The organism is Pseudarthrobacter sp. HLT1-3 (assembly GCF_059383535.1).
Map to the genome: position 1 here is coordinate 58,602 of NZ_JBWZCJ010000008.1, position 26,430 is coordinate 85,031.

The window sequence follows — 26,430 nt, forward strand, 5'->3', positions numbered from 1 at the left end:
GCGGCAGCTAAGAAGAAGCAGTTCTGCGCGCACCTTTTCACAGTAACACGGTGCGTAAGATGAAGGAGCCATACCTCCGTAACGTCCATCATGCAGACCGGCAACCCCGTAACAAGGCAGCGCCGGGCTGCCTCTCAGAAGGAGCATTTGTGCCATTTTCGGGGATTGCCCTGTCCAACATCGACTCCACCGTCCGGCCGCAGGATGACCTGTACCAGCATGTCAACGGCACCTGGCTGAAGAGCACCGAGATTCCGGACGACCGGCCCCTGGAGGGGACCTTCACGGCCCTTCGGGACGGTTCGGAACTCGCGGTGAAGGAAATCATCGAGGACGCGGCCGCCCGCGGCGCGGAGTCCACCGGGATCGAGCAGAAGATCGGGGACCTCTACAACAGCTTCATGGACGAAGCCGCTGTGGAAGCCAGGGGGCTGGACCCGATCAGGCAGCGGCTTGACGAGGTGTTCGCCACGGAGTCCATCGCCGAACTCATCGCGCTGTCCGGGCGGCTGTTCCGCGCGGACGTGGGCGGCCTCTTCTACATCTATCCCGCCCCCGACGCCGGGAACCCGGACCGGATCCTGCTCTACACCGGCCAGGGCGGCCTCGGACTGCCGGATGAGTCCTACTACCGCGAAGCGAAATTCGCGACGGTGGTCCAGGCCTACACCGACCATGTGAAGACGGTCTTCGGCCTGGCCGGTGTCGCCGCGCCGGAAGAGGCGGCCGGCCGGGTCGTGAAACTGGAGACGGCGCTGGCCGGACACCACTGGGACAAGGTCACGCTCCGCGACCCGCAGAAGACCTACAACCTGAAATCCGCCGACGAGGCGGCCCAGCTCTTCCCGCTCCTGGCCACCTGGTTCGACGCCGCCGGGGTCGCACCGGAGAAGCGGGCGGACCTTGTCGTCAGCACCCCGGACTTCTTCACCGGGGCCGCATCGCTGCTGGACTCGGAGCCGTTGTCCGTCTGGCAGGAATGGCTCGCCCTGCGCGTCGTCGGAGCGGCCGCACCGTACTTGTCCGCCGCGTTCGTGGACGCCAACTTTGCCTTCTACGGCACGACCCTCAGCGGCACGCCGCGCAACAAGGACCGCTGGAAGCGCGGGGTCGCCGTCGTCGAGGCGGCTCTCGGCGAGGCGGTCGGCCAGATCTACGTCGCCCGGCACTTCCCGGAAACCCACAAGGCCCGGATGGAGTCGCTGGTCGCGAACCTGATCGAGGCCTACCGCGAATCCATCACCGGTCTGGCCTGGATGGGCGAGGAAACGAAACATGAGGCGCTGAAGAAACTCGATTCCTTCCGGGCCAAGATCGGTTACCCGGACCAGTGGATCGACTACTCCGCGGTGCAGATCGACCCGAAGGATCTGCTCGGCAACGTGGAACGCGCGCACAGCGCCGACATCGACCGGCACCTGGACGAGGTGGGTAAGCCGGTGGACCGGGAGAAGTGGCTGATGACGCCGCAGACGGTGAACGCGTACTACCACCCGCTGCTCAACGAGATCGTGTTCCCCGCGGCCATCCTGCAGCCGCCGTTCTTCACCGCCGACGCCGACGATGCCGTCAACTATGGCGGCATCGGCGCCGTCATCGGCCACGAGATCGGCCACGGCTTCGACGACCAGGGCTCCCAGTACGACGGCAGCGGCCTGCTGCGCAACTGGTGGACGGACGACGACCGCACCGCCTTCGAGGCGCTGACCTCCAAGCTGGTGGCACAGTTCGACGCGCTCTCCCCCACCGCCGCGCCGGGCCACCATGTCAACGGCAAACTGACCCTGGGCGAAAATATCGGCGACCTTGGCGGCCTGACCATCGCCTACAAGGCCTACCAGATCAGCCTGGACGGCCAGGAGCCGCCGGTGCTGGACGGCCTGACCGGCGTGCAGCGGTTCTTTGCGTCCTGGGCCGCCGGCTGGCGGCAGGTGATGCGGAACGAGGAAGCGATCCGCCGGCTGGCCACGGACCCGCACTCGCCGAACGAGTTCCGCACCAACCAGATCGCCAGGAACCTCGACGCCTTCCATGAGTCGTTCGGCACGGGAGAACAGGACGGGATGTGGCTGGCCCCGGAGGAGCGGGTCAGCATCTGGTAGGCGTCTGTTACTTCCGGATCGTCTGCGTGGGCAGGACGGAATGCCCGTCGCCGGCTGTTAGGGTTGCGGATGATCGGGCAGTTGCTCATCGACAAGGGCAAACCGGGTGCGAATCCGCGACGCAAAGCTACGGCACCCACGCGGTGTTCCGGGGCGGCCGACCAGCAAGGGACCCCACCATGGTTTCAATTTCTCTGACCCACGCCCATCCCCAAATTGAGTCCGGTGAGGAATCCCGCCTGCGGCGCCCCAGCGTTCGACGCCGGACCGTGGCGGTGGCTGCCCTGGGAACTGCTGTCGTTCTAGCCTGGGCAACGGTCGGGCAGTCTCCGGCCTACGCCGCTGAGGCTCCGGTGGGTCTGGGAACGGCTGCTGCGTACTCAGTCCTTGGGGGAACTACGGTCACGAACACCGGAGCCACGAGGCTCGCAGGAGAGCTTGGGGTGAACCCGGGCACTGCGATCACCGGTTTTCAGCCGGAACTCGTGACCGGTGCCATCCACGAGGGTGACACGCAGGCCGGCCAGGCGCAGTCCGATCTGACCACCGCTTACAACGATGCGGCAGGCCGGGCCGTGACCGCCAGCGTGGCCGGTGACCTCGTCGGGCAAACCCTGTCTCCGGGCGTCTACAAATCCTCCGGCCCGCTCGAGGTCAGCGGCGCGCTGACCCTGGATGGACAGGGCAACCCCAACTCGGTGTTCATCTTCCAGGTGGCCTCGGATCTGATCACCGCCTCGGCAAGCAACATCGTCCTGACCAACAGCGCCCAGGCCTGCAACATCTACTGGCAGGTCGGTCGCTCCGCAACGCTGGGCACAAATTCAACGTTCAACGGCAACATCCTGGCACTTACCTCGATCACGGTAACGACCGACACGACGGTCGAGGGCAGGGCGCTGGCCCGGAACGGTCAGGTATCGCTCGACACGAACGTCTTCACCTCCCCCGGCTGTGCCACCGCATCTGCAACCGCCACCACGTCGGCCAGCACCAGCCCCACGGCAACACCGTCGCCCTCGTCCACCCCTGCGCCCAGCTCCGGCCCGCGAACCGGCCGTGGCGTGAATATCGATACCGCCGCAGAAAACCATGTCTCACCCGCGGCGCCGGTGCTCGGCGCGGCAGCCGCGACGGCGGGGCTGATCGGGGTGTGGATGTGGACCGGCGGTAGGCGCCTGTCCGGACGCAACAAGTGACGCCAGGCGAAAAGGCGCGCGGGCGCGCAAAGCGTCGACGGGAGCCTCATCCGGTGGATGGGCAAACCACAACCGAAGGCGCGTCTGCCGCGGCCTCCGCCCGCCGCCGGTCTCGAACCATGATGATATCCGGTGGCGCCCTGGTGGCAGCAGCTGCTCTGGCCGCCACCATCAGCCTGACGGCAGCTCCGGCTCCGCCTCCGTCCGCTGCCGGACCCGGCACAGTGACGACACCCCCTGCACCGCCGCCCCCGGCGGCGGCCGATGCCCCGCCGACTGCGAAGTTGGACACGCCGGCACCCCAAGGATCCCCTCCGCTGCACATCACCTATCCGGTCATCGGCATGGACCAGGACGTTGTGCCGCTGACACCCCTGGACCAGGGACCGCAGGCGACAATCGTTCCCCCGATGACCGCAGACGCGTACTGGCTCACCCCGTACGGGAGCCCGGGTTCCACAGACACGACCTACATCATTGGCCACAGCTGGGAGGGCCGCGACTCGGCCTTCAACCACCTCAGCAGGCAGGCAAAGCCCGGAGACCAGCTCGTCGTCACCACAGCAGCCGGGCCGGGCACCTACACGGTCACCACGGTTTCCACCGAAGACAAATACACGCTCAGGGACAGCCCCATCTGGGACAAGGTCCCCAACCGGCTCATCCTGGTCAGCTGCTACACCGCCGACCTCCGGGGAACAAACATCGTCGTAACCGCCGATCTGGAACCTGTTCCCTGACGGTGCCGCTCCCCGGTCCTTGCGGTGACCCGGGCCCTGTGGGCCCGGCCCTTTGACCAGTCCCCTTGGCCAGCGCAGCCCGGGCGCCCAGAGGTCACCTCAGAGACAACAACATGGGCGGCCCGGACGCCGGGCCGGGTTTCAGCAGCCCGTGTGAGCCGCCCCCGCTAGCGGACGATCAGCGCCGGGTTGGCCTGCTGGCAGACGACGTCCCCGGCCGTCTGGTTGACGATGTCCGAGGGCAGGTCCACCGCGGCGTCGGCGCCCGGGGTGCCGCCGGCGAGGTCGCTGCCGAGGTAGACCTGGGCGCCGACAACACCGGCGGCCGGCAGCACCCGCGCCGCCGGGATCCCCAGCAGCGTGGCGATGTCGGCGGCCACATCGGCGTATCCGGTACCGTAGTAGACCGCGGTCGTCGCTACGGGCGCGGCGGCCAGCTGGCCGAGCTGGGTGAAGCCGCCGGCGGTGAGGGCCTGGATGATCTCCTGGCTGCGCGCCGGAACCCCGGATCCGTTCGCCACTGTGACGGGCTGCAGGGCTTTGTCGTAGGCGGTGGCGGTCTCACTGGGTGTCGGCTCCGGACTTGGGCTGGGGCTGGGGCTCGCGTCAGGGGACGCGGACGGGCTCGGGGTCGCCGTCGGATCCGTGAGGTCAATGTCCTTGCGCATCGCCGCGAAGAGCTGCGACGCTGCGGGCTCCGCCACCTGCAGCCGGTTCGGGTCGCTGACCGCCGGGATGGTCGGCACAGCCACGAAGGCGACCTTCCCGAGGTCGATGTTCTTCAGCCGGTTTCCGACCGTCAGCAGCGTCGGGATGGAGGCAAGGCCCTCGTCAATGGTCAGGTTCTTGGTGACGACGTCGGCGATCTCCAGCATCTTGCCGGGATTGGACATGGTGCCGTCATCCTTCATCTTCCGGGTCAGGGAGGACAGGAAGGCCTGCTGCGCCTTGATCCTGCCGAGGTCGCCGCCGTCGACAAAGGCGTGCCGGGCGCGCAGGAACGCCAGCGCCTGTTCGCCCTGGACCGGAGAGGTTCCCTTGGGCAACCGCAGCTGCGAATCCGGGTCATACACCGCGTCGCTGATGCAGACGTCCACACCGCCCACCGTGTTGGACAGTTCCTTGACCGCGTTGAAGTCGGCCATCATAAAGTGGTCGACCTCCAGGCCTGTCAGTTTGTTGACGGTGTCCACGGCGCAGCCGATACCGGCTTCCGACATCGCCGCGTTGATCATCACGTTCTTCTGCGCCGGGAATTCCTGTTTGGATGCCTGGTCGGTGCATTTGGGCGTGTCCACCAGCAGGTCGCGGGGGAAACTCACCACACTGACGCGCTTGTTGTCCGCCGAGATGTCCATCAGCATCATGACGTCGGAGTGCCCGTAACCGGTGGCGTCGTCCGACGTGCCGTACTGCGAGTTCTTGCCATCGCGGGTGTCCGAGCCGAGGATCAGGATCTGCAACCGGTCCCGGGAGTCGTCCACCGCGCCTTCGGTCTTGTCGCTGCCTGCACTCAGTGCTGACTTGCTGAGGTTGCCCTGCAGGCGGATGACCCAATAGGCGCCGAAGGCCAGGACGCCAACAAGCAGGATCGACACCACGACCGACCCGATCTTCAACCAGCCGGGCATGCCGTGGACCGCGCCCAGATGCCGTGCCGGCCCGACAGCAGGGTCGTCCGTGTGCCGGGCATCAGAACCTGACGGAACCGGGGATCCGGTGCCGTCTGCACGGTCTTCACGGGGTCGAGACACGGTTGAGCCTTCTTTCAGGAACGGGATCCGCCCATTTTAGAGCCAAAAACTGGGAATTCCCCGATGGCAGGCCCCATCGGAGCGCCGCAGGCACCGCCTGCGCCGGGGCCGGGCGCTTAGAAGCCGAGCTTCACAAGCTGCTTCGGGTCACGCTGCCAGTCCTTGGCGACCTTCACGTGCAGGTCAAGGTAAATGCGGGCGCCGAGCAGCGCCTCGATCCCCTTGCGGGCGTTGGTGCCGACTTCGCGGAGCCGGGCGCCGCCCTTGCCGATGATGATGGCCTTCTGCGACGGGCGTTCGACATACAGGTTGACCCGGACGTCGAGGAACGGCCGGTCCTCGGGCCGGCCCTCACGCGGAACGATCTCATCGACGACGACGGCCAGGGAGTGCGGCAGTTCGTCCCGGACGCCTTCAAGGGCCGCCTCACGGATGAGCTCGGCGATCATGACGGCTTCCGGTTCGTCCGTCAGGTGTCCGTCCGGATACAGCGGCGGGGAGAGAGGCATCAGTCCGATCAGCACGTCGGCAAGGGTCTTGACCTGGAAGCCATCGGCCGCGGAGACCGGGACAATGTCCTTCCAGCCGTCCTCGCCGAGGACCTCGCGGCCGAGGGCGTCGACGGCTAGCAGTTGCTCGGTGAGGGCCTGGCGGTCCACCGTGTCGGACTTCGTCACGATCGCGATGACCGGCTTGTTGCCGATGGCGGCGAGCTGGGCGGCGATGAACTTGTCGCCGGGGCCGATCTTCTCGTTGGCCGGCAGGCAGAAGCCGATCGCGTCCACCTCGGCGAGGGTGTCGGCGACGAGTTCGTTCAGCCGCTTCCCCAGCAGGGTGCGCGGGCGGTGCAGGCCGGGGGTGTCGACGAGGATCAGCTGCCCGTCCTCCCGGTGCACGATGCCGCGGATGGTGTGCCGCGTGGTCTGGGGCTTGGCCGAGGTGATCGCGACCTTCTGGCCGACCAGGGCGTTGGTGAGGGTGGACTTGCCCGTGTTGGGCCGCCCCACCAGCACGGCAAAACCGGCTCGGTAGCCGCCGTGGGCCGCTTCGCCGTCGGACTTATTCTGCTTGCTCACGTGAGACTCCCTGTTGGATTGGTGCGGCCTCGTCGAGAAGGTCTTCAAGGTCAGTTTCTTCTTTTGGTACGGCGGACGCAATGATGTGGCTGACGCGGTTCCGCCGGCCCTCGAGCCGGTCGGCGCGGAGGGACAGCCCGTGGACCTCGGCGGTGCTGCCGACGATCGGCACCCGCCCGAGGGACTTGGCGAGCAGGCCACCCACGGTGTCCACTTCGTCGTCGTCGAGCTCCAGGTCGAAGAGTTCGCCCAGGTCATCGATGCTCATCCGCGCGCTGACCCGGTAGCTTCCATCGCCGAGTTCCACCGCCTCCGCGCTTTCGGTGTCGTACTCGTCGACGATCTCTCCGACGATTTCCTCGATCAGGTCCTCGAGCGTGACGAGTCCGGCGGTGCCGCCGTATTCGTCGATCACGATCGCGACATGGGTCGATTCCTTCTGCAGTTCGCGCAACAGTTCGCTCACCGGCTTGGAGTCCGGTACGTAGCGGACCTCGCGGGCCAGTTCGTCCACCACCGGGGGCTCCTCGCCGGGGCCGAGGTTGTGGATGACGGCTGCCACGTCCTTGAGGTAGACGATGCCGAGGACCTGGTCCGTGTTTTCACCGATCACCGGGATCCGCGAATAGCCCGAGCGCAGGAACAGCGACATTGCCCGGTGCAGGCTGGAGCCGGAGTCGATGCTCAGGATGTCGGTGCGCGGCACCATGACCGAGCGGACCAGGGTGTCGCCGAAATCAAAGACCGACTGGATCAGTTCGGCCTCATTGTCCTCGATCACGTCGGACTCCGTGGCGCGGTCCACAAGCTCGCGGAATTCCTCTTCGCTGAAGAAGGCCTGGGTGTCCGCGGGGGTTCCGGGGGCGACGGCGCTGCCCACGGTGACGAGCCAGCCGGGAATCGGTCCGAGCACCCAGCACAGCCAGCGGATCGGCGGGGCGCTGAAGCGGACCAGGCCGGCGGAGTGCACCCGGCCGATCTGCCGCGGGGACACACCCACGATCACGAAGCCCAGCACCGCCATGACGCCGGTCGCGATCAGCCCTGCGAGCCAGACGTTGTCGAGCAGGCTGTTCAGCAATACCGTCACGGCGACGGCGGAGGCCATGTCGAACCAGATCCGCCAGAAGCGCAGCGCCCGCATATGGGCGACGGGCTGCGCCATGATGCGCTTCAGCGCGTTGCCGCGGCTCTGCAGGATCGCAGCTTCGGCCTCATGCCGGGAAAGGTAGTTGAAGGCAGATTCAGCCGCGGTCAGGAACGCCGCAAAACCAATAAACACCAGCGCCATGCCGGCAAGGATCAGTGGCGTCACTGAATCGTCTCTGACGGGGCCTCTTTGCCGGTGAAGGCGGAGAGCAGTTCGCGCTGGAGGCCGAACATCTCCTCCTTCTCCTCCGGCTCGGCGTGGTCAAAGCCGAGCAGATGCAGAATGCCGTGGGTGGTGAGCAGCAGCATCTCGTCCTGGGTCGAGTGGCCGGCGTTCATCGCCTGGACCTCTGCGACCTGCGGGCAGATGGCAATGTCACCGAGCATGCCCTGGGGCGTGGGCTTGTCCGGTGTGCCGGGCGTCAGCTCGTCCATGGGCACCGAGAGCACGTCGGTGGAGCCCGGTTCGTCCATCAGTTCAAGGTGCAGCTTCTCCATGGCCGGCTCGTCCACGAGCAGGACCGACAGCTCGGCCTGGGGGTGGATGAAAAGCCGCTCAAAGATGAACCGGGCGAGCTGCACCAGCTGGGCCTCATCGACATCGACGCCGGATTCGTTGTTGACCTCGATGCTCATGCGTGTTCCTCCCGCTTGTCGCGGGCCACGGAATGCTTGACCCGGTTCCGCTGGATCTCGTCCCAGACGCCGTAGGCGTTGACGATGTCGCCGACGAGGCGGTGCCGGACGACGTCGGAGGAGTCCAGGACGGTGAAGTTGACGTCCTCGATGCCCTGCAGGATGTCTTCCACGATCCGCAGGCCCGACCGGGTCCCGAACGGCAGATCCACCTGCGTGACGTCACCGGTGACCACCATCTTCGAGCCGAAGCCCAGCCGGGTGAGGAACATCTTCATCTGTTCCGGGGTGGTGTTCTGGGCCTCATCCAGAATGATGAAGGCGTCATTGAGCGTTCGCCCGCGCATGTAGGCAAGCGGCGCGACCTCGATGGTGCCGGCCGCGATCAGCCGCGGAATGGATTCGGGGTCCATCATTTCGTGCAGGGCGTCGTAGAGCGGCCGCAGGTACGGGTCGATCTTGTCGCTGAGCGTGCCGGGCAGGAACCCCAGCCGCTCCCCCGCTTCGACGGCGGGGCGGGTCAGGATGATCCGTGTGACTTCCTTTTGCTGCAGCGCCTGGACGGCCTTGGCCATCGCCAGGTACGTCTTGCCGGTACCGGCCGGGCCGATTCCGAAGATCACGGTGTTGGCGTCAATCGCGTCCACGTAGTTCTTCTGGTTCAGGGTCTTCGGCCGGATGGTCTTGCCGCGGCTCGAGAGGATGTTGTGCGTGAGCACGTCAACGGGGTTCTGCAGGGACTGGGACCGGAGCATCGACGCGAGCTGCTGCAGGACCGCGGGAGTGATGACGGTGCCCCGGGCGACGAGGCCGCGGACCTCGTTGAGCAGGCGCATGATCCGCGGCACGTCCGCCGCGGGACCGCTGATGGCGAGCTCGTTGCCGCGGACGTGGAAGTCGACGGCGGGGAACTGGGTTTCGATGTACCGGAGGGCTTCGTCATGACTGCCGAGGGACTGGACCATCTGGTCGGAGCTGTCAAACAGGACTACCTCCGTCCGCAGCCCTGGTAGGGAGTGGGGGAATTCACCTGTGGAGCGCTCTCCGGCGCTGATCCGGGCCTTGCCGTTCGCTGCTTCAGTCATGGTGTTGGCCCGCGGGCCTCTGGTCCCCTCCAGTTCGGAAATGTTCTGTCCGCCGATCCGGCCCGACGGCGGTGCGCGCCATCTGGTACCGGTGTCTGCGGTCCTCTTATCCTACGCCAGTGAGGACCCTCGCACGCCGCGTCCGCGGCGGCCTTTCGGCCCGGCGGCTGACGTGATTCCCGGATTTAGGTATCAACTTCGTATCGTCCTCATATCGTTCCCGTTGCAGTTCCCGTCTGCCGGGCCAATCCACGGTTTGGCGCCAAAGCCGTGTGCCATGCTGGAAACCGGCCTCCGGCGCGGGCCTTGCAGCCGGCCGGGCCAGGAAGTGGGCCGGCAACAGCAAGCCGAAAGGACGGCGGAGATCAGGCAACGCGGCGTTGACAAGACACCAGCAGGCAGGCGGCTTCGTCCTGGCCTGCTGCTGTTGGTGCTGCCCGCCGCCCTTGCCCTGTCCGGCTGCGTGGCTACGCCGCAGCCCGGGATCACGGACTCCGGTGCGGCGTCGCAGGTCACGGCAGCCCAGGCGCCGACCACCAGCGCGCCGCTGGAAACCACGCAGGCGTCCAACAAGGCGCCGGTGTACTGGATCGGGCGCAGCAACGACAGCACGTTCCTTTACCGGGAGTTCCGTGATGTTCCGGAACAGGACAACCCGGTCACCCGGGCGCTCCGGGTCATGATGTCCCAGAAGCCGCTCGACCCGGATTTCTTCACGCCGTGGCAGAACCCGAAGAAGCTGGCAAGCTCGATCTCGGGCAAGAATGTCATCACGGTGGACCTGTCGGCGGACGCATTCAACAGCAATGTGGATCCCGCCATGGCCGAGCGTGCGGTACAGCAGCTCGTCTACACGGCGACGGCGGCCGCCGCGAGTGCCGGGCTGATCGATGCCGGCCAGCAGATCCAGGTCGTGGTGCTGGTCGATGGGCATACCGACTTTGTCGCCTTCAACCACGTCCGGCTGGGTTCCCCGACGGCCCGCAGCGCCGGGATGGTCGCCCCGGTGTGGATCATTGATCCGCAGGAGGGGACCTCCCTGGCGGAGGGCGCGGTGAAGGTCTCCGGCCGCAGCACGGCTCCCGGCGGCACCCTCCGGTGGGAAATCCTGCGGATCGACGGCAGCGTCACGACCTCGTACCTGAACGGAACGACGGCCGCCTCGGCTGAGGCCGGACAATCCGGTGCCTTCAGCCTCTCGGTCAACCTGGCACCGGGCAGCTATGAGGTCCGGGTGTCCCAGCTGGAGGACGGCAACCCGGCCAAGGATTTGAACGTCGACACCCGCGGATTCACGGTTAAGTAAGCCCCATTCCGCCAGGACGGCCAGCAGGTACGGGCTACCAGCGGCCCAGGATGTCGCTCGCGAGGACCGTTGCAGCGGGTCCGGCGGTCGATGAGCGCAGCACATGGTGGCCCAGCAGGGCCGTCACCGCTCCTGCGTCGCAGAGCCTGGTGACTTCCCGCGGGCTGATGCCGCCTTCGGGACCAACAATCAGCAGCACCTCGCGTCCCGTCCCTGTTCCGTCGCCGGCCGGGCGGGTATCCTGCCAGGCTTCCAGCACCTGGCGCAGCGGGCGCACGGCATCCTCGTGCAGGATCACGGCGAGGTCGGCGGCACCCACTGCCGCCTGCAGCCCGGCGCCGTCGACGGCGGCGCGGACCTCCGGGATCCAGGCCCGGCGGGCCTGCTTGGCGGCCGCCGTGACGACCGACTGCCACTTTGCGTGGGCCTTGGCCGCACGTTCGGCCTTCCAGCGCACAATTGACCGTTCGGCCTGCCAGGGGATGACGGCGTCGATCCCCAGTTCGGTCGCAGTCTCGGCGGCGAGCTCGTCGCGGTCGCCTTTGGCGAGGGCCTGGACCAGGACGAGCCGGACCTCGGGCCGGGGTTCGTCGGCGAGGGCGGAGCATTCCACGCTCAGCTCGCCGGGGGCGACGGCCGCGACACTGCCGCTGAGCCGCTTCCCGGCGCCGTCGGCGATGTCCACCTTCTCCCCCACGGCAAGCCGCTTTACCGTGACCGCGTGGCGGGCCTCGGGTCCGTCAAGAACGAAGACGGCGCCGGGGACCAGCCCGTCCAGGGTGCCGGGGGCGGTGAAGAAGACCGGGTTGCTCACCGCTACAGGTTACCGAGCCGGTCCCGCAGCTTCGAGAAGACCCCGCCGGTGCCGGCGAGCTTTCCTTCGGTGAACTGTTCGCCGCGCAGCTTGGCGAGCTGGCGGAGCAGGTCCTCCTGGGCGGCGTCGAGCTTTTCGGGGGTGTCGACCTGCAGGTGGACCTTGAGGTCGCCGCGGCCGTAGCCGCGCAAGTGGGTGACGCCCAGCCCGCGCAGGGTGATGACCTCGCCGGACTGGGTGCCGGCCTTGACGTCGATCTCCTGCTGGCCGTCGAAGGTGTCGAGGGTGAGTTCGGTGCCCAGCGCCGCAGCCGTCATCGGGATGTTGAGGCTGGCGTGGAGGTCATCGCCGTCGCGCACATAGGTGGCGTCGTTGTTGACCCGGATTTCCACATAGAGGTCGCCGGCGGGTCCGCCGGCGGGTCCTGCCTCGCCCTGGCCGGAGAGCTGGATGCGAGTGCCGGTAGCCACACCGGCGGGCACCTTGACCGTCAGCGAGCGGCGGCTGCGGATCCGGCCCTGGCCGGCGCATTCGTTGCAGGGGTCGTTGATGACGGTGCCGAAGCCCCCGCAGGAACCGCAGGGGGCAGTAGTCATGACCTGGCCGAGGATGGAACGAACGGCGCGCTGGACCTGGCCGCTGCCGCCGCAGATGTCACAACGTTCCGGGTGGCTGCCCTCACGGCAGCAGGAGCCCTCACAGGTGGGGCAGGTGACGGCCGTGTCGACTTCGATTTTCTTGTTGACGCCGAAAACGGCGTCGCGGAGGTCGATCCGGACGCTGATCAGGGCGTCCTGTCCGCGGCGGACGCGGGACGCCGGTCCGGTCTGGCCGCCGGAGCCGAAGAACGTCTCGAAAATATCCTGGAACGCGAAGCCCTGGCCGGAGTAGCTGCCGCCGCCGAAGCCGTTGTCGGTGCCGTTCTCGTTGCCCGTGGTGTCGTAGATCCGGCGTTTCTGCGGATCCGAAAGCACCTCGTAGGCGTGCGTGACGGCCTTGAACCGGTCCGACGCGTCATCCCCGGGATTAACATCCGGGTGGAGGTTGCGTGCCAGTTTGCGGTAGGCCTTCTTGATCTCTTCGCCCGTGGCTTCGCGGGAGACTCCAAGAACGTCGTAATGGCTGCTCAAAGTTTGTATCTCTTCCTGGTTGTACTGCCGGTTAGTGGCAAGAAGCCTGGTTGGGGTCCGGCGCGCGGGTGCGGGCGCCGGACGGGTGGCCGCGGTCCGTCAGGGGCCGAGAATCCTGGACAGGTAGCGGGCCACGGCCCGGACGGCGGCCATCGTGGTGGGATAGTCCATCCGGGTGGGGCCGAGGACCCCGACCTTCGCGGTCGCGTCCGGGCCGTAGCCGGTCGCGACCACCGAGGCCTCGGCCAGCCCGTCATACGGGTTCTCCCGGCCGATGCTGACCGTGACGCCCCGCGGGTCCGCAGCCATGTCCCCGAGCAGGCGGAGCATGACCACCTGCTCCTCGAGGGCTTCGAGGACCGGGCCGATGCTGAGCGGGAAGTCGACGTTGGAGCGGGCCAGGTTGGCTGTTCCGGCCATGACCATCCGCTCCTCGCGGCTGCTGACTGCCAGTGCCTCCAGGCCCCGTGCCAATGCCTGGGCGTCGGCCCGCCGCGACGGCGGGCAAGTGACAATCACGGATTTCAGCGATTGCGGCAGCTGGTTCAGGGACGTCCCGGAAAGGGTGCCGAGGAACCTCGTCCGCAGCTCGGACAGCGCCTCCTCGGAGAGGTCCTGCCCGACGTCAATGACCCGCTGTTCCACCTTGCCGGTGTCGGCGATCAACACTGCCAGCACCTTTCGGGGAGCCAGCAGGACGAATTCGATGTGCCGCACCTTGGCCCTGCTCAGGTGCGGGTACTGCACCACGGCGACCTGGTGGGTCAGCTGCGAGAGCAGCCGCACGGTCCTGTCCAGGACGTCGTCGAGGTCGTCGGAGCCCTCCAGCAGGGCCTGGATGGCGCGGCGTTCCGCCGGCGAGAGCGGCTTGACCGCCGAAATCTGGTCCACGAAGAGCCGGTAGCCCTTGTCCGTGGGAATCCGCCCGGCGCTGGTATGCGGCGCCGTGATGAGGCCGTCATCTTCCAGGGCCGCCATATCATTGCGGATCGTGGCGCTGGACACGCCCAGGTGATGCCGCTCGACGAGGGCCTTGGAGCCGACAGGTTCCCGTGAATGGACGTAGTCCTCCACGATGGCGCGCAGCACTTCGAGTTTGCGCGGTTCGCTCATGCTCCACCTCCATTCGACTGTCGGATCCGATGCCGCCAAGTGCCGGCCGTCGCGGACCGCCGTGTTAGCACTCGACATGCCTAAGTGCTAACCAGTCTAATATGAGTCGCCGCGTTGTTAGCATTGGATTCGCTCCGGGCGTTCTTCCTGGGGCTGGTGTTTTCGGGCACAGCCCGCCCGCAGCCATCCGAGTGTAAAGGACTGTGTCACCGATGTCGTACCAGAACTGGGGTCCGCAGGACCTGTCCGCGCCCGCCAAGACGCAGCTGCCCGAAGTGCCGGCGGAGCGCGGAATGGTGCTTGAGGAGGTCCAGTCCGGCTGGGTCGGCGCCGTTACGCGGGTGGAGAAGTCCGGCGGAATGCACGTCGTCGCCCTGGAGGACCGGCGCGGCAAATCCCGGTCATTCCGGCTCGGCTTCGGCTTCCTGCTGGAAGGCCAGCCGATCCGGCTGATGCCGCCGGCGCCCCGCGCGGCCGCGCCGGCGGCTGGAATCCGCACCGCCTCCGGCTCGGTCCGGGTGCAGGGCCACCGGGCCCAGGTGGCGAAGGCCAGCCGGATCTGGGTGGAGGGCAAGCACGACGCCGAACTCGTGGAGAAGGTCTGGGGCGACGATCTCCGGGTGGAGGGCATCGTCGTCGAGCCATTGCACGGCATTGACGACCTTGCCGGCGCCGTTGCCGCCTTCCGGCCCGGCCCGGGACGCCGGCTGGGCGTACTGGTGGACCACCTGGTGCCGAATTCCAAGGAATCCCGGATCGCCGACGCCGTGATGGCCTCCCCCGGAGCGGCCGGGAACGTGCTGATTGTGGGCCATCCCTATGTAGATGTCTGGCAGGCGATCCGGCCGTCGGTGCTGGGGATCGAGAAGTGGCCGGTTATTCCGCGCGGGGTGGACTGGAAGACCGGCATACTGACGGCCTTCGGTTGGCCGCACAGCACCAAGGAGGACGTCGGTCTGGGCTGGCAGAAGCTCCTCGGCGCGGTACGCAGTTATGCGGATCTGGAGCCCTCCCTGCTGGGCCGGGTCGAAGAGGTTATCGATTTCCTCACCGTTCCCTGAGGCCGCGCCCGGGTGGGCCCGGGTGGGCCCGCGCCAGCGGGCCGATCGGCGTTTTGGCGCCCAAGCACGTATTCTTGGTAGGGCGGTTGTGCTCCCGGCGCAGCCCTGGCAATTCGACGCACCAATGCACCCCCGCAATCTGAAGGACAACACCGTGGCAGACGACGCACGCGAACACGCTGGCAACCAGGCCGGCCATGGCCAGCCTCCGTACCATGGCGTTCCGGCAAATGCCCTGCCGCTGACGGCAAACGAGGACCGGCAGTGGGCCACGCTGGCCCACTTCGGCGGCATCCTGGGCTGTGTGCCCGCGTTGCTGATCTACCTGATCTTCAAGGACCGGGGCCCGTTCACGGCGCAGGAGTCCAAAGAAGCCCTGAACTTCACGCTGCCCCCCACGGCTGCGGCCGTGCTGTGCAACCTGCTGGTCTTCGTACCTGTGGTGGGCAACATTTTCGCTGTCCTGGCCACGATCATCTGGATCGCTGTGACGTGCTTCTCGGTGGCGGCCGGCATCCACGTCAACCGCGGCCAGCCGCACCGCTACGACTTCAACCTCCGCTGGATCAAGTAGCGCGGCAGCCCGTCGGCGCCGCAACGCGCGCCAGCCCCAGAGCAAGGTCCCAGCCGCAGGGCCAGGCCCGGCACCAGTCCCAGGGCCGGGCCCGGCGCCAGTCCAAGGGCCAGGTCCCCGCCCGGATCTAGTCCGGCAGGATCCTGCGGACCACGGCGTCGGCGAGCAGCCGGCCCTTGAGCGTCAGGACCAGCCGGCCCCGGAAGGCTGAGACCGGGTCCACGAGTCCGTCCGCGATAAGTCCGGCGACGGCGTGCCGCCCGGTGTCACCCAGGCCGCCGAGGCTGGCGATCTCCAGCCCGGAGTTCAGGCGGGCTTCCAGCATGACGCGTTCCACATTCCGGGTTTCCGAATCGAGGGTTTCCCGTCCGGCGGCAGGCGAGAGGCCGGAGCCCAGCCGGTTCGCGTAGGCGACGGGATGCTTGACGTTCCACCAGCGCACACCGCCGACATGCGAGTGCGCGCCGGGGCCGATCCCCCACCAGTCGTCGCCGCGCCAGTAGGCGAGGTTGTGGCGGCAGGCCTGCCCGGGGGTGCGGGCCCAGTTGCTGACCTCGTACCAGGACAAACCGGCGGCCGAGATGAGCTCGTCGGCGAGTTCGTACTTGGCGGCGTGGTCGTCGTCGTCAATTCCCGGGACCTCGCCGCGGCGGATCTGCGCCGCGAGCTTGGTGCCCTCCTCGACAATCAGCGCGTAGGCGCTGATGTGGTCCGGCCCGTAGGACAGCGCCGTCTCCAGCGAATAGCGCCAGTCGGCCAGCGACTCCCCCGGCGTCCCGTAGATCAAATCGAGGCTGACGGCGAGGCCCGCGTCCCGGGCCCACCGGACCGCCTCGGGCACCCGGCTGGGGGTGTGCGTCCGGTCCAGGACCTTCAGGACGTGCGGCACCGCCGACTGCATGCCAAAGGACACCCGGGTGAAGCCCGCATCCGCCAGCAGCTGCAGGGATCCGGGGGTGACCGAGTCCGGGTTCGCTTCCGTGGTGACCTCGGCGCCGGGCTCGAGTCCCCAGGCCGCGACGGCGGCGGTGAGGATGCGCGCGAGGTCTTCGGCCGGGAGCAGCGTCGGTGTTCCGCCGCCGAAGAATACCGTGCTGAGCGGCCGTACCGGCAGGCCGCTGTTTTTCAGGGCGACGACGGCGAAACCGACCTCCGCGACCGCCGTGCCGGCATAGGCGTCCTGGGACGCCCCGCCGCCGAGCTCCGTGGCCGTGTAGGTGTTGAAATCGCAGTAGCCGCAGCGCACGGCGCAGAACGGAATGTGCACGTAGAGCCCAAAGGCGCGGGCCGCGGCGCCGTCGAGCGCCTGGCCGGGCAGCAGACCGTCGGGCGGGGCCGGGTCGCCCAGCGGCAGGACGCTAGGCATCGGCCCTGCCGGCCTGGATCGGGACAGTATTCACCAGCACCGCTACTTCTTGGCCTTGTCCTTGGACTCGTCCGTGGTGAGGGCGGCGATGAAGGCTTCCTGCGGGACCTCGACGCGGCCCACCATCTTCATGCGCTTCTTGCCTTCCTTCTGCTTCTCCAGCAGTTTCCGCTTTCGGGTGATGTCACCGCCGTAGCACTTGGCGAGCACGTCCTTGCGGATGGCGCGGATGCTTTCCCGGGCGATGATCCGGGAGCCAATGGCGGCCTGGATGGGCACCTCGAACTGCTGGCGCGGAATCAGTTCGCGCAGCTTGCCGGTCATCATCACGCCGTAGGCATACGCCTTGTCGCGGTGGGTGATGGCGGAGAAGGCATCCACCTGCTCGCCCTGGAGCATGATGTCGACCTTGACCAGATCGGCGACCTGCTCGCCGTCGGCCTTCCAGTCCAGTGACCCGTAGCCGCGGGTCTTGGATTTGAGGATGTCGAAGAAATCGAAGACGATCTCGGCCAGCGGCAGGCGGTAACGGATTTCCACCCGGTCCTCGGAGAGATAGTCCATGCCGCCCATGACGCCGCGCCGGCTCTGGCACAGCTCCATGATGGCTCCGACAAATTCGTTCGGCGCCAGGATGGTGGCGGAAACCATCGGCTCGCGGACCTCGGCGATCTTGCCGCTGGGGTATTCGCTGGGGTTGGTGACGTGGACGACCTTCTTGTCCTCCAGGGTCACCTCGTACTCCACGTTCGGGGCGGTGGAGATCAGGTCCAGGTTGTATTCGCGTTCGAGCCGCTCCCGGGTGATTTCCAGGTGCAGCAGGCCCAGGAAACCCACGCGGAAGCCGAATCCCAGCGCGGCCGACGTCTCCGGCTCGTACACCAGTGCGGCGTCGTTCAGCATCAGCTTTTCCAGCGCATCGCGGAGCACCGGGTAATCCGTGCCGTCCAGCGGGTACAGGCCGGAGAACACCATCGGTTTGGCGTCTGCGTAGCCGGGCAGTGACTGGGTGGCGGGCTTGGCCAGGTTGGTGACAGTGTCGCCGACCTTGGACAGCCGGACGTCCTTCACACCGGTGATGAGGTAGCCCACCTCGCCGACGCCGAGGCCCTTGGAGGGAGTGGGCTCCGGGGAGCTGACACCAATCTCCAGGAGTTCGTGGGTGGCGCGGGTGGACATCATCTGGATGCGTTCGCGGGGGTGCAGCATGCCGTCGACCACACGGACGTAGGTGACCACACCGCGGTAGGTGTCGTACACCGAGTCGAAAATCATGGCCCGGGCCGGGGCGTTGGGGTCGCCCACGGGGGCGGGAAGGTCGCGGACAATCTTGTCCAGCAGGACCTCGACGCCCATCCCGGTCTTGCCGGAGACGCGGAGCACGTCGTCGGGGTCGCCGCCGATCAGGTTGGCGAGTTCCGCGGCGTACTTCTCGGGCTGGGCTGCCGGAAGGTCGATCTTGTTCAGGACCGGGATGATCGTGAGGTTGTTTTCCATCGCCAGGTAGAGGTTGGCGAGAGTCTGAGCTTCGATGCCCTGCGCCGCGTCCACGAGCAGCACTGCGCCTTCGCAGGCCGCGAGCGAGCGGGAAACCTCATAGGTGAAGTCAACGTGTCCGGGAGTGTCGATCATGTTCAGCGCATAGCTGACGCCGTCGAGCTCCCAGGGCATCCGGACTGCCTGGGATTTAATGGTGATGCCGCGTTCGCGCTCAATGTCCATGCGGTCCAGGTACTGGGCCTTCATGTCACGGGACTGGACAACGCCGGTGTACTGGAGCATCCGGTCGGCCAGTGTGGATTTGCCGTGGTCAATGTGCGCAATGATGCAAAAGTTCCGGATGATGGCCGGATCTGTTGCGGCGGGCACCGGGGCGGTGCGGGCCATGGGAGACACGCAGGGTCCTTACTCTTGGCATTCTGTTGGCTGTGCACGGTCGGCGCTGGGGCTGGGTTCCCAACGGCGACGTGCCGTATATCTGAACCTATAGTCTCCCACGTCCGGGCCTGTGGAACTGCATCCCAGGATTCCGCAGCGGACGCTGAATGTTCCGCTACCGGTAGGGTGGCTCCATGGCTTGGAACTTGCGCTCGATCAGCAATGCAGTCCGCAGTACTTTGCGCTTTCTGGAGGGGCGTTCCGGCTCGGCGCTCGGCAGGTCGGGGACAAAGCAGCCCGCGACAAAGCAGCCCGGGACAAAGCAGCCCGGCAGGCCGGGCACGACCGGCGGGCGCCCGGGTGCCGGGCAAGCCACCGACGGCCTGGCCGGCAGCTATCCCGGCGACTTCCGCGGGACGGCGAAGGTCAGCTATGCCCCCTCCCCCAATGGCCGTCCCGAGCCGGGCGAGGTTGTCTGGACCTGGGTGCCCTATGAAGAGGATCATTCCCGGGGCAAGGACCGCCCGGTGTTGCTGGTGGGCAGCAGCGGCCGTTTTCTGCTCGGACTCATGCTGACCAGCAAGGACCACGACGGCGATGCGCGCCGGGCCGACGACTACGTGGACATCGGCACCGGCCCCTGGGACCGGCAGGGGCGCCCCAGCGAAGCAAAGCTGGACCGCATCCTGCAGATCAACCCGGCGGACGTCCGGCGCGAGGGCGCAATTCTTGACGCCGGAAGGTTCCGCCCCATCGCCGCCGCCCTGCAGTCCCGTCACGGCTGGCGCTGAGCTTCGACGAATTGGTCCCCCGTGTGCGGGTTCCGGAGCGGAGCCCGCCATTGCCCCGGCCCCGGACGGGTCAGGCGGCCGGCACGGAGCCGATAACTGGCCCCCCTGGCCGGCCAGGGCGCGACGCGACGCGATCGGTGACCGGCTGTGACATCGGCCGGAGACGGCCGGCAAGTCCGTCCAGCACGACGAGCGGGAGTTCGCGGTGGACGAGGTAATCGCACGCTGCCGGGCCGGTCATCATCAGTCCCGGGCACCGGCTTCGGCGGCCTGCCGGGCGGATGTTGGCTGCGCGCAGACCGGCTCTGAACGCCCTGCTGCGGACAGGTGTCGAACCTCCGAGGCCGCACCAGCTCAGGTACAGACCATACAGTTCCTCCACGCTGAGTCCGTCCCCGTCCGGATCCCGGGCAACGCACTCGTTGAGGAAATCTTCCAGGGGTGTCTTCGCCATCGTGGCCTCCTGCATCGGGGCGGCATAACCGCTCAACTGAAACAGCAACAGCAACAGCAATGAATGTGAAGTAAGACCAGCCAGAAACGTCCTGAAACACTACGAATTTAGGAGCGCCGGGTTGCCGCTGTCAACCACACTTCCGGAGGCAGGTGGACCTGGTTGTGCCGGCTTCGCGCCAGGTGGAGGCGACCCCCATTGCTCCCGGCTGGAAAGTACGGAGCTGGGGGCGTGCGTGGCCGGCACGGTGATTGCCTACTTCTTAGCGGGGTATTCATCGTCAGTGAGTTTGTCACCCCAGATCGTTTCCGGCTCGCCGCTATCGGCCGGGGCCTCCCAGAGGGCGAGGTGGCACATGAAGTTGTCTACACTCGCGCCGTGCCAGTGCCACTCGCCGGCGGGAGTGTAGACGGTATCGCCGGGGCGCAGTTCGATGAGCTCTTCCCCTCGTGATTGCACATAGCCGACGCCTTCCGTGACGTGCAGGGTCTGCCCGACGGCGTGCTTGTGCCAGGCCGTCCGGGCCCCGGGGGTGAATCGCACGAGGTTCAGCCGGGCCCGGGAGGGTTGCTTGCCGGAATAGTAGGCGTTGAAGTAGACGTCGCCGGCAAACCACTGCTCGGGGCCCTTGACGGTGGGGGTCTTGGGTTGCATCTGCGTGCTCATGGTTGTTCTCCTTCGGATTGGTTCTGGTGTCCGCCCGCAGGGCGTTGACACGGCACATGTTGCCGCGCCTTCACAGTGTCCTTGTCCCTCCCTAGCGGGAACGGCTGTGATGCGGCCCACCGCTAATTGCCGCTGCGTGCCTCCGACGTCGCCGGCGTCTGGGGGTGGGCCGGTTGGTGCGTGGCCGCCCAGGTGGCGAGGAGTTGGAGGCTGTCGTGGGAGACAGTGCCGGCTTTGGCGGTGTAGGCCAGGAACATGAGCCCACTTTCGGCCGAGAGGGGCATCGCTTCGAAGTCGAGTTCGAGGTTTCCGACGATGGGGTGGTGGATGCGTTTTGTTCCGGTGCTGTGGAGGCGGACATCGTGGGCGGCCCAGAGGATCCGGAAGTCGTCGCTTCTGGTCGAAAGCTCACCGATGAGGTCGCTGAGCCCGCGGTCGTAGGGAACCCGGCCGGCTTCGATGCGCAGCATCGCCACTATTTGCTGCGCGGCATCATCCCAGTCCTGGTAGATCTCCTTGGCGCGCGCTCCAAGGAAGAGGAACCGGGCGAAGTTGTTGGGTTGACCCTTCCGGTCGAAGATCTCGCTGAACAGGGCCCGGCCCAGGGCGTTTGACGCAATGATGTCCAGGCGGCCGTTCTGCACTATCGCCGGGATGCCTGTCATGGCGTCGAGGAGTTGCTGGACGCCCGGGCGGATCCGTTGGGACTTCGCCGGTAGGCGTTTGCGGGGCGAACGAGGACCGGCATTGGCCGCCCTGACGAGATCATGCAAGTGGGTTTGTTCAGCGTCATCGAGTTGCAGGGCCCGGCAGATTCCTGACAGCACGGCCTCGGAGACGCCTTTGGCGTTGCCGCGTTCCAGGCGGACGTAGTACTCGGTGCTCATCCCGGCCAGCAGCGCGACTTCCTCACGCCGCAGGCCCGGGACGCGCCGTCGCCCGCCGAAATCCGGCAGCCCAGCCTGCTGGGGCGTGATTCTGGCCCGTCGGGTCGCCAGGAAGTCCCGGATCAGGTTTTCGTTGTTCATGGTTTCGACGCTACGCCACTGGGCCACGGCGAGGGGGTCATGGGTATTAACCCTATAGACGGAGCCTGTTTCCTGTTTCCGGAGTGCTTTTGAATTGAAGGACACCGGCAGGTAGCCTGCCTCACCATCTTCGGAAAAGGAAAAACCCAATGAGTGAGAACAACGTCTGGTTCATTACCGGAGCAGCCCGCGGCATGGGCATCGACATCGCCAAAGCAGCCCTTCAGGCCGGACACTCGGTTGTCGCCACCGCCCGCGACACGGCCAACGTCACCGCAGCCCTGGGCGAGCAGGAGAACCTGCTCGCCGTGTCCCTGGACATCACCGACTCCGACGCCGCACAGGTGGCCGCCGACGCCGCGGTGGAGCGTTTCGGGTCCATCGATGTGCTCGTGAACAACGCCGGTAACTTCTACGCTGGCTACTTCGAGGAAATCAGCGACCAGCAGTTCCGCGCGCAGATGGAGACGAACTTCTTCGGCCCGCTGAACGTCACCCGCGCCGTCCTGCCCGTGATGCGTAACCAGCGCTCCGGTCACGTCATCACGATGTCTTCCGCAGCCGGCATCATCGGCCAGGAGTTCTGGGCCGCGTACGCCGCCTCGAAGTTCGCCCTCGAAGGGTGGATGGAATCCCTCCAGTACGATCTCGAGCCTTACAGCATCAAGACCACCATCGTGGAGCCCGGGTTCTTCCGCACCGAACTCCTCGTTGAAGGGGCCTCCTCGATCTGGCCGGAGCTCTCCATCGAGGACTACGCCCAGCGCACCACCGCAACGATCGCGGCCTGGAAGACAATGAACGGCAAGCAGGGCGGCGACCCCGCAAAACTGGCTGCGGCCCTGGTCACCATCGCCGAGCTCAAGCAGCCACCGCTCCGCTGGCAGGCCGGCGCCGACGTCATCGCAGGAGTCGAACAGAAAATCGCGACCCTCCGGGAACAGGTCAACGCACACCGTGAGCTGTCCACCTGCCTCCAGCACGACGACGCCTAACCGCGCAGCCCCTCCCGGTCTCCAGTGGTCGGGGCGGCAGGTGACGGTCTCTGCCGCCGTCTCTGCTATTATTGACAGCTGTGTGTCCGTGCAGGTCGACGGCCACAGATGGTTGGTCGCCATAGGTATCCCCACGCCGCTCAGTCAATGGCCAATCTGAAAGCCCTCTAGACCATTTTCCGCATTGAAAAAGAGAGTTCACACGTGGCTAATATCAAGTCCCAGAAGAAGCGCATCCTCACCAACGAGAAGGCTCGCCTGCGCAACAACGCAGTCAAGTCCGAGCTGAAGACGGCCATCCGCGCCGTCAACACCGCCGTTGAGTCCACCGACAAGGATGCTGCGGCTGCCGCAATGCTTTCCGCCAGCCGCAAGCTGGACAAGGCTGTCAGCAAGGGCGTTCTCCACAAGAACAACGCTGCAAACCGCAAGTCGGCCATCTCCAAAAAGGTCAACGCGCTGTAAGGATTCCAGTTCAACTGAACTGATGATTGTGGCCGGCACCTTCGGGTGCCGGCCACTTCCAGTTAAGCAGCACTTCAGGACGACTTTATGTCGCGCACTTCAGGATGACGGCAGCTCCCGCCGTCGGGGTGCACGCTCCAGGTCCGGTATCAGCGGCGCACAGACGTCGCAATCACCGTCACGGCATGCTCTACGGCATAGACCGGGTCCCGGGAGAGACCCTTGACCTGGGCATCAGCCTCAGCGGTTACCTGGATGGACCGGACGAGGCCCTCGGGAGTCCATCTCCGGACCTCCCGCTGCGCCTGCTCGACGAGCCAGGGCTGCATGCCCAACTGCTTGGCAATCTGGGCCGAGGACCCTTGGGCGCCGGCGACCTTTGCGAGGCCGCGGAGCTTCGATGCCAGCGCTGCCACCAGCGGAACCGGGTCCGCCCCCGTTGCGAGGGCATGGCGAAGGGTGGATAGCGCCAACGGGGCGTTCCCGGCCATCGCGGCGTCAGCAACTTTGAAACCTGTGGCCTCCACCCTGCCGCCGTAGTAACGGTCCACCATTGCGGTGTCCACTCCGGTGGCAGCATCGGCGATCAGTTGGCTGCAGGCGGCTGCCAGTTCGGCCAGATGGGCGCCGACGGCGTTGACCAGGGCGTGCACGGCACCGGGTTCGATTCGCCGGGACGCCGCCCTGAACTCGGACGTCACGAAAGCGACCTTGTCGGCGTCCTTCTTCAAGGGCTGGCAATCCACGACCGGCCAGCCACCGGCCTTGATGGCGTCCAGGAACTTCTTGCCGCGCACGCCGCCGCCATGCCGGAGGACCAGCACAGCATCAGGTTCGGGCCGGACGAGGTATTTAAGCGCGTCGGCCAGGAAGGCGTCGTTCATGGCCTCTACGCCTTCCACCTCGATGAGCTTCTGCTCACCGAAAAGTGAGGGGCTGACGTGCATGACGAGGGACCCCGGCTCATAGCTGGCGGCATTGAGCCTGATGACTTCGACGTCGGGGGCTGCGGCGCGGACCTGCACCCGGAGGCGGTCCATGGCCCGAGAGCCCAGATAATCCTCCGGGCCGCCCACCAGCACGACGGCGGCCGGTGTCACATCGCGCCAGGTGGCGGTCTTCGATGCCGTGGTCCGGGCGCGTGGGGTCTGGGCAGCAGCCACTGAGGTTTCCTCCCGGAAGATTGTTTACAGGCTCTAAGCCTGCCACGCCCTGGGCGGTGCACCAAGCCGGGCCGGCGACCTCCCCGCCGCGCCCGCAAGCCGTCGGGGAACTGTGGCATCCGGCTGAGCCAGGCAACGGTCCGCCCGTGCGCGGCCAGGGCCAGCCCTGCCGTCCGGGCGGGGTGGAATACCAGCCAACAGGCTGCGAGGCCGGCTGCGGAGAAGAGTGCCATGGTCGCGGCGCCGAAAGCTCCTTCCGGCCACGGGAGGACCGCTCCGGGGAGGCCGGCGAAGAAGCGGGCGACTCCTCCCACCCCGGTGGCGAACGCAGCAGCGATGCCCAGCGGCGCGCCGGCGAGCACCGGGGACAGCGGCACAAGGGGAACGGCCGCGGTCCCCAGCAGCGTAACCGGGGCGACGAGGACCGCCGCGGCCATGTTGGCCGGCAAGGCGTAGCTCGAGAACTGCGGCTGGAGGAGTACGACCACCGGACCGCAGAAGGTCTGAGCGGACAAGGGAACGGCGACACCCGCGGCCGCCCAGCGCGGCACCGCCGGCGGGAACCACCCCATGATCGGCCTCCCTGTCACGACGATGCCGAGGGTCGCCAGCACGGAGAGTAGGAATCCGAAACTGGTGGAGAGCTCCGGCTGTGCCAGCAAAAGCCCGACCACGGCAAGGCACAGGAAGCTGAGGCCCCGTCCGGGCCGGCCGCCGGCCAACGCGACGAGCCCGATGGCACCCATCACGGCGGCGCGCAGGACACTGGCGTCCGGACCCACCATCAGAACGAAGAGTCCGAGCCCGACGACGCCGAGGACTGCAGCCACCGCCCGGCTACAGCGCAGGCTGCGTGCGGCCAGCAGCAACGCGCCCAGGACAAGGCTGCAGTTGGCGCCGCTGACAGCGGTCAGATGGGTCATCCCGACGGATTTCATGGCGGCGTCCAATTCGGCGTCCAGGAAGCGGGTGTCCCCGGTGACCATTCCCGGCAGGAGGCCCCGCGCATCACCTTTGAACTGCCCGGCGGCAGCGGCGAATTGGCCCCGGAGTTCACCCGGGCCGCGCTGCCAAGGTCCGGGCGCTCCGATGGTGCCCGGGCCGGAACTGGACGAGAGCACAGCAGCCTCTGCCTGACCCGGTGCGGGAGCCGTGAGTTTGCCGGTCGCGCGGAACCGCTGTCCTGGGGTGGCGTGTTCCCATTCGGCACCACCCAGGACCAACAGCTTGGCCTGGGTGCGCACCTGTCGGGAGTCTGCGTTCATTTGGATCAGCGTCGCCGGCACCGCCCAACGGTCTGCCAGACCTGAGCTCCCCGGCTTCTTGAGCCGCCGCGGCGTCCCCGTTACTTCCACTTCCACTACGACGGCTGCTTGCACCGCGGCCGCTGCCGCCACGGCACCCTGATGCCTTCGGGACGATTCGACGGCGGCGTGGGCACCCGCTGCAGCGGCGAGGAGCAGCGCCACGGCCAGCGTCGCCTGGAAGCTACGCCGGCGCCGCTTGTTCGACACCGCCGCTCTTTCCCTTGACGACACTCGCAGCAGGAGCAGCCCGGCCGCTGCCACGAGAAGTAGGCAGAGCACTGCCAAGCCTCCCGGCTGCAAGTAGTGTCCGACCGCGGCTGCCGACCAAACCAACGCCGCCGAGGGGACCAGACGCACATCGGTCCTGCGCAGCAATTCCTCCGGTACCGGAGATCCTGGCCCCGGAAGGACAAAGTACAGAAGACGGTCACGGAGCCGTATTCCCCGCGCCTGTTGCCCGCTGGCCTGCCCAGCGCCCGGCGAGCCCTGGGCTGACGCGGGCAGTCCGGAGGGTCCGGGCATCCGGCCCGCCGCGGCATCAACGTACCATTGCCACCGGCTCCGCCGTTCCATGATCC

Annotated in this window: 24 protein-coding genes; 9 read left to right on the forward strand and 15 right to left on the reverse strand. The window is 67.1% G+C overall.

What is annotated here, in order from left to right; genetic code table 11:
• Window positions 1-149 precede the first annotated feature (149 nt).
• From AC50X9_RS08985 to AC50X9_RS08995, 3 genes are all read left to right on the forward strand, one after another.
• Complete coding sequence (locus tag AC50X9_RS08985; protein WP_494892601.1) at window positions 150-2,102, forward strand: M13 family metallopeptidase; 1,953 nt, start codon at window positions 150-152, stop codon at window positions 2,100-2,102.
• A gap of 179 nt (window positions 2,103-2,281) precedes the next feature.
• Entirely contained in the window at window positions 2,282-3,301 is a 1,020-nt protein-coding gene (locus tag AC50X9_RS08990) for an ice-binding family protein (protein WP_494892603.1), read from the forward strand.
• Between the two features lie 119 nt (window positions 3,302-3,420).
• A complete protein-coding gene (locus AC50X9_RS08995) occupies window positions 3,421-4,041 on the forward strand; it encodes a class F sortase (protein WP_494892605.1) in 621 nt (206 codons plus the stop codon).
• A 167-nt stretch (window positions 4,042-4,208) separates the two neighbouring features.
• Here AC50X9_RS08995 and AC50X9_RS09000 read toward each other — a convergent pair whose 3' ends face one another.
• From AC50X9_RS09000 to AC50X9_RS09020, 5 genes are all read right to left on the reverse strand, one after another.
• Window positions 4,209-5,795: an LCP family protein gene (locus AC50X9_RS09000; RefSeq protein ID WP_494892607.1), complete on the reverse strand. Its 1,587-nt coding sequence runs from the start codon at window positions 5,793-5,795 to the stop codon at window positions 4,209-4,211.
• A gap of 116 nt (window positions 5,796-5,911) precedes the next feature.
• The gene (gene era / locus AC50X9_RS09005; RefSeq protein WP_494892609.1) at window positions 5,912-6,871 is read right to left on the reverse strand and encodes a GTPase Era; all 960 of its coding nucleotides are present in this window, start codon (window positions 6,869-6,871) and stop codon (window positions 5,912-5,914) included.
• Window positions 6,855-8,186, reverse strand: a complete 1,332-nt coding sequence (locus AC50X9_RS09010; protein WP_494892611.1) for a hemolysin family protein — start codon at window positions 8,184-8,186, stop codon at window positions 6,855-6,857. The genes era and AC50X9_RS09010 overlap by 17 nt, the downstream gene beginning before the upstream one ends.
• Complete coding sequence (ybeY, locus tag AC50X9_RS09015) at window positions 8,183-8,656, reverse strand: rRNA maturation RNase YbeY (RefSeq protein ID WP_494892617.1); 474 nt, start codon at window positions 8,654-8,656, stop codon at window positions 8,183-8,185. The genes AC50X9_RS09010 and ybeY overlap by 4 nt, the downstream gene beginning before the upstream one ends.
• The gene (locus AC50X9_RS09020) at window positions 8,653-9,741 is read right to left on the reverse strand and encodes a PhoH family protein (RefSeq protein WP_494892621.1); all 1,089 of its coding nucleotides are present in this window, start codon (window positions 9,739-9,741) and stop codon (window positions 8,653-8,655) included. The genes ybeY and AC50X9_RS09020 overlap by 4 nt, the downstream gene beginning before the upstream one ends.
• Before the next feature lie 427 nt (window positions 9,742-10,168).
• Between AC50X9_RS09020 and AC50X9_RS09025 the strand changes: the two genes are divergently transcribed.
• Complete coding sequence (locus AC50X9_RS09025; protein WP_494892623.1) at window positions 10,169-11,047, forward strand: GerMN domain-containing protein; 879 nt, start codon at window positions 10,169-10,171, stop codon at window positions 11,045-11,047.
• Between the two features lie 34 nt (window positions 11,048-11,081).
• Here AC50X9_RS09025 and AC50X9_RS09030 read toward each other — a convergent pair whose 3' ends face one another.
• From AC50X9_RS09030 to hrcA, 3 genes are all read right to left on the reverse strand, one after another.
• A complete protein-coding gene (locus AC50X9_RS09030; RefSeq protein WP_494892625.1) occupies window positions 11,082-11,861 on the reverse strand; it encodes a 16S rRNA (uracil(1498)-N(3))-methyltransferase in 780 nt (259 codons plus the stop codon).
• Between the two features lie 2 nt (window positions 11,862-11,863).
• Window positions 11,864-12,991, reverse strand: a complete 1,128-nt coding sequence (dnaJ, locus tag AC50X9_RS09035; protein WP_494892627.1) for a molecular chaperone DnaJ — start codon at window positions 12,989-12,991, stop codon at window positions 11,864-11,866.
• Between the two features lie 99 nt (window positions 12,992-13,090).
• The gene (gene hrcA / locus AC50X9_RS09040; RefSeq protein WP_494892629.1) at window positions 13,091-14,104 is read right to left on the reverse strand and encodes a heat-inducible transcriptional repressor HrcA; all 1,014 of its coding nucleotides are present in this window, start codon (window positions 14,102-14,104) and stop codon (window positions 13,091-13,093) included.
• A 212-nt stretch (window positions 14,105-14,316) separates the two neighbouring features.
• Between hrcA and AC50X9_RS09045 the strand changes: the two genes are divergently transcribed.
• Together AC50X9_RS09045 and AC50X9_RS09050 are read left to right on the forward strand one after the other, a co-directional pair.
• Window positions 14,317-15,165, forward strand: a complete 849-nt coding sequence (locus AC50X9_RS09045; protein WP_494892631.1) for a DUF3097 domain-containing protein — start codon at window positions 14,317-14,319, stop codon at window positions 15,163-15,165.
• Window positions 15,166-15,319: 154 nt separating this feature from the next.
• Window positions 15,320-15,739, forward strand: coding sequence for a DUF4870 domain-containing protein (locus AC50X9_RS09050; RefSeq protein WP_494892633.1), 420 nt, complete (start codon window positions 15,320-15,322; stop codon window positions 15,737-15,739).
• A gap of 127 nt (window positions 15,740-15,866) precedes the next feature.
• Here the strand turns inward: AC50X9_RS09050 and hemW are convergent, their stop codons facing one another.
• Both hemW and lepA read right to left on the reverse strand, forming a co-directional pair.
• Window positions 15,867-17,105 carry a radical SAM family heme chaperone HemW gene (gene hemW / locus AC50X9_RS09055; protein ID WP_494892635.1) on the reverse strand — a complete coding sequence of 413 codons (1,239 nt, stop codon included), beginning with the start codon at window positions 17,103-17,105 and terminating at the stop codon, window positions 15,867-15,869.
• Window positions 17,106-17,147: 42 nt separating this feature from the next.
• Complete coding sequence (lepA, locus tag AC50X9_RS09060; RefSeq protein ID WP_494892637.1) at window positions 17,148-19,001, reverse strand: translation elongation factor 4; 1,854 nt, start codon at window positions 18,999-19,001, stop codon at window positions 17,148-17,150.
• A gap of 176 nt (window positions 19,002-19,177) precedes the next feature.
• Here lepA and AC50X9_RS09065 point away from each other — a divergent pair, with 176 nt between their 5' ends.
• Entirely contained in the window at window positions 19,178-19,774 is a 597-nt protein-coding gene (locus tag AC50X9_RS09065; protein WP_494892642.1) for a type II toxin-antitoxin system PemK/MazF family toxin, read from the forward strand.
• A gap of 70 nt (window positions 19,775-19,844) precedes the next feature.
• Here AC50X9_RS09065 and AC50X9_RS09070 read toward each other — a convergent pair whose 3' ends face one another.
• The 3 genes from AC50X9_RS09070 to AC50X9_RS09080 all read right to left on the reverse strand — a co-directional run bounded on the left by AC50X9_RS09070 (window position 19,845) and on the right by AC50X9_RS09080 (window position 21,922).
• Window positions 19,845-20,228 carry a hypothetical protein gene (locus tag AC50X9_RS09070; protein WP_494892645.1) on the reverse strand — a complete coding sequence of 128 codons (384 nt, stop codon included), beginning with the start codon at window positions 20,226-20,228 and terminating at the stop codon, window positions 19,845-19,847.
• A 255-nt stretch (window positions 20,229-20,483) separates the two neighbouring features.
• Window positions 20,484-20,894 (reverse strand): (R)-mandelonitrile lyase, encoded by a 411-nt coding sequence (locus AC50X9_RS09075; protein WP_494892647.1) that lies wholly within the window; start codon window positions 20,892-20,894, stop codon window positions 20,484-20,486.
• 122 nt (window positions 20,895-21,016) lie between these two features.
• On the reverse strand, window positions 21,017-21,922 hold the full coding sequence (locus tag AC50X9_RS09080; protein ID WP_494892649.1) for a helix-turn-helix domain-containing protein: 906 nt from the start codon (window positions 21,920-21,922) through the stop codon (window positions 21,017-21,019).
• A gap of 149 nt (window positions 21,923-22,071) precedes the next feature.
• Here AC50X9_RS09080 and AC50X9_RS09085 point away from each other — a divergent pair, with 149 nt between their 5' ends.
• Both AC50X9_RS09085 and rpsT read left to right on the forward strand, forming a co-directional pair.
• On the forward strand, window positions 22,072-22,917 hold the full coding sequence (locus AC50X9_RS09085; protein ID WP_494892651.1) for an SDR family oxidoreductase: 846 nt from the start codon (window positions 22,072-22,074) through the stop codon (window positions 22,915-22,917).
• Window positions 22,918-23,121: 204 nt separating this feature from the next.
• Entirely contained in the window at window positions 23,122-23,382 is a 261-nt protein-coding gene (gene rpsT / locus AC50X9_RS09090) for a 30S ribosomal protein S20 (protein ID WP_310049613.1), read from the forward strand.
• Window positions 23,383-23,531: 149 nt separating this feature from the next.
• Here the strand turns inward: rpsT and holA are convergent, their stop codons facing one another.
• Together holA and AC50X9_RS09100 are read right to left on the reverse strand one after the other, a co-directional pair.
• The gene (gene holA, locus AC50X9_RS09095) at window positions 23,532-24,545 is read right to left on the reverse strand and encodes a DNA polymerase III subunit delta (RefSeq protein WP_494892654.1); all 1,014 of its coding nucleotides are present in this window, start codon (window positions 24,543-24,545) and stop codon (window positions 23,532-23,534) included.
• On the reverse strand, window positions 24,479-26,425 hold the full coding sequence (locus tag AC50X9_RS09100; protein WP_494892656.1) for a ComEC/Rec2 family competence protein: 1,947 nt from the start codon (window positions 26,423-26,425) through the stop codon (window positions 24,479-24,481). The genes holA and AC50X9_RS09100 overlap by 67 nt, the downstream gene beginning before the upstream one ends.
• Window positions 26,426-26,430 lie beyond the last annotated feature (5 nt).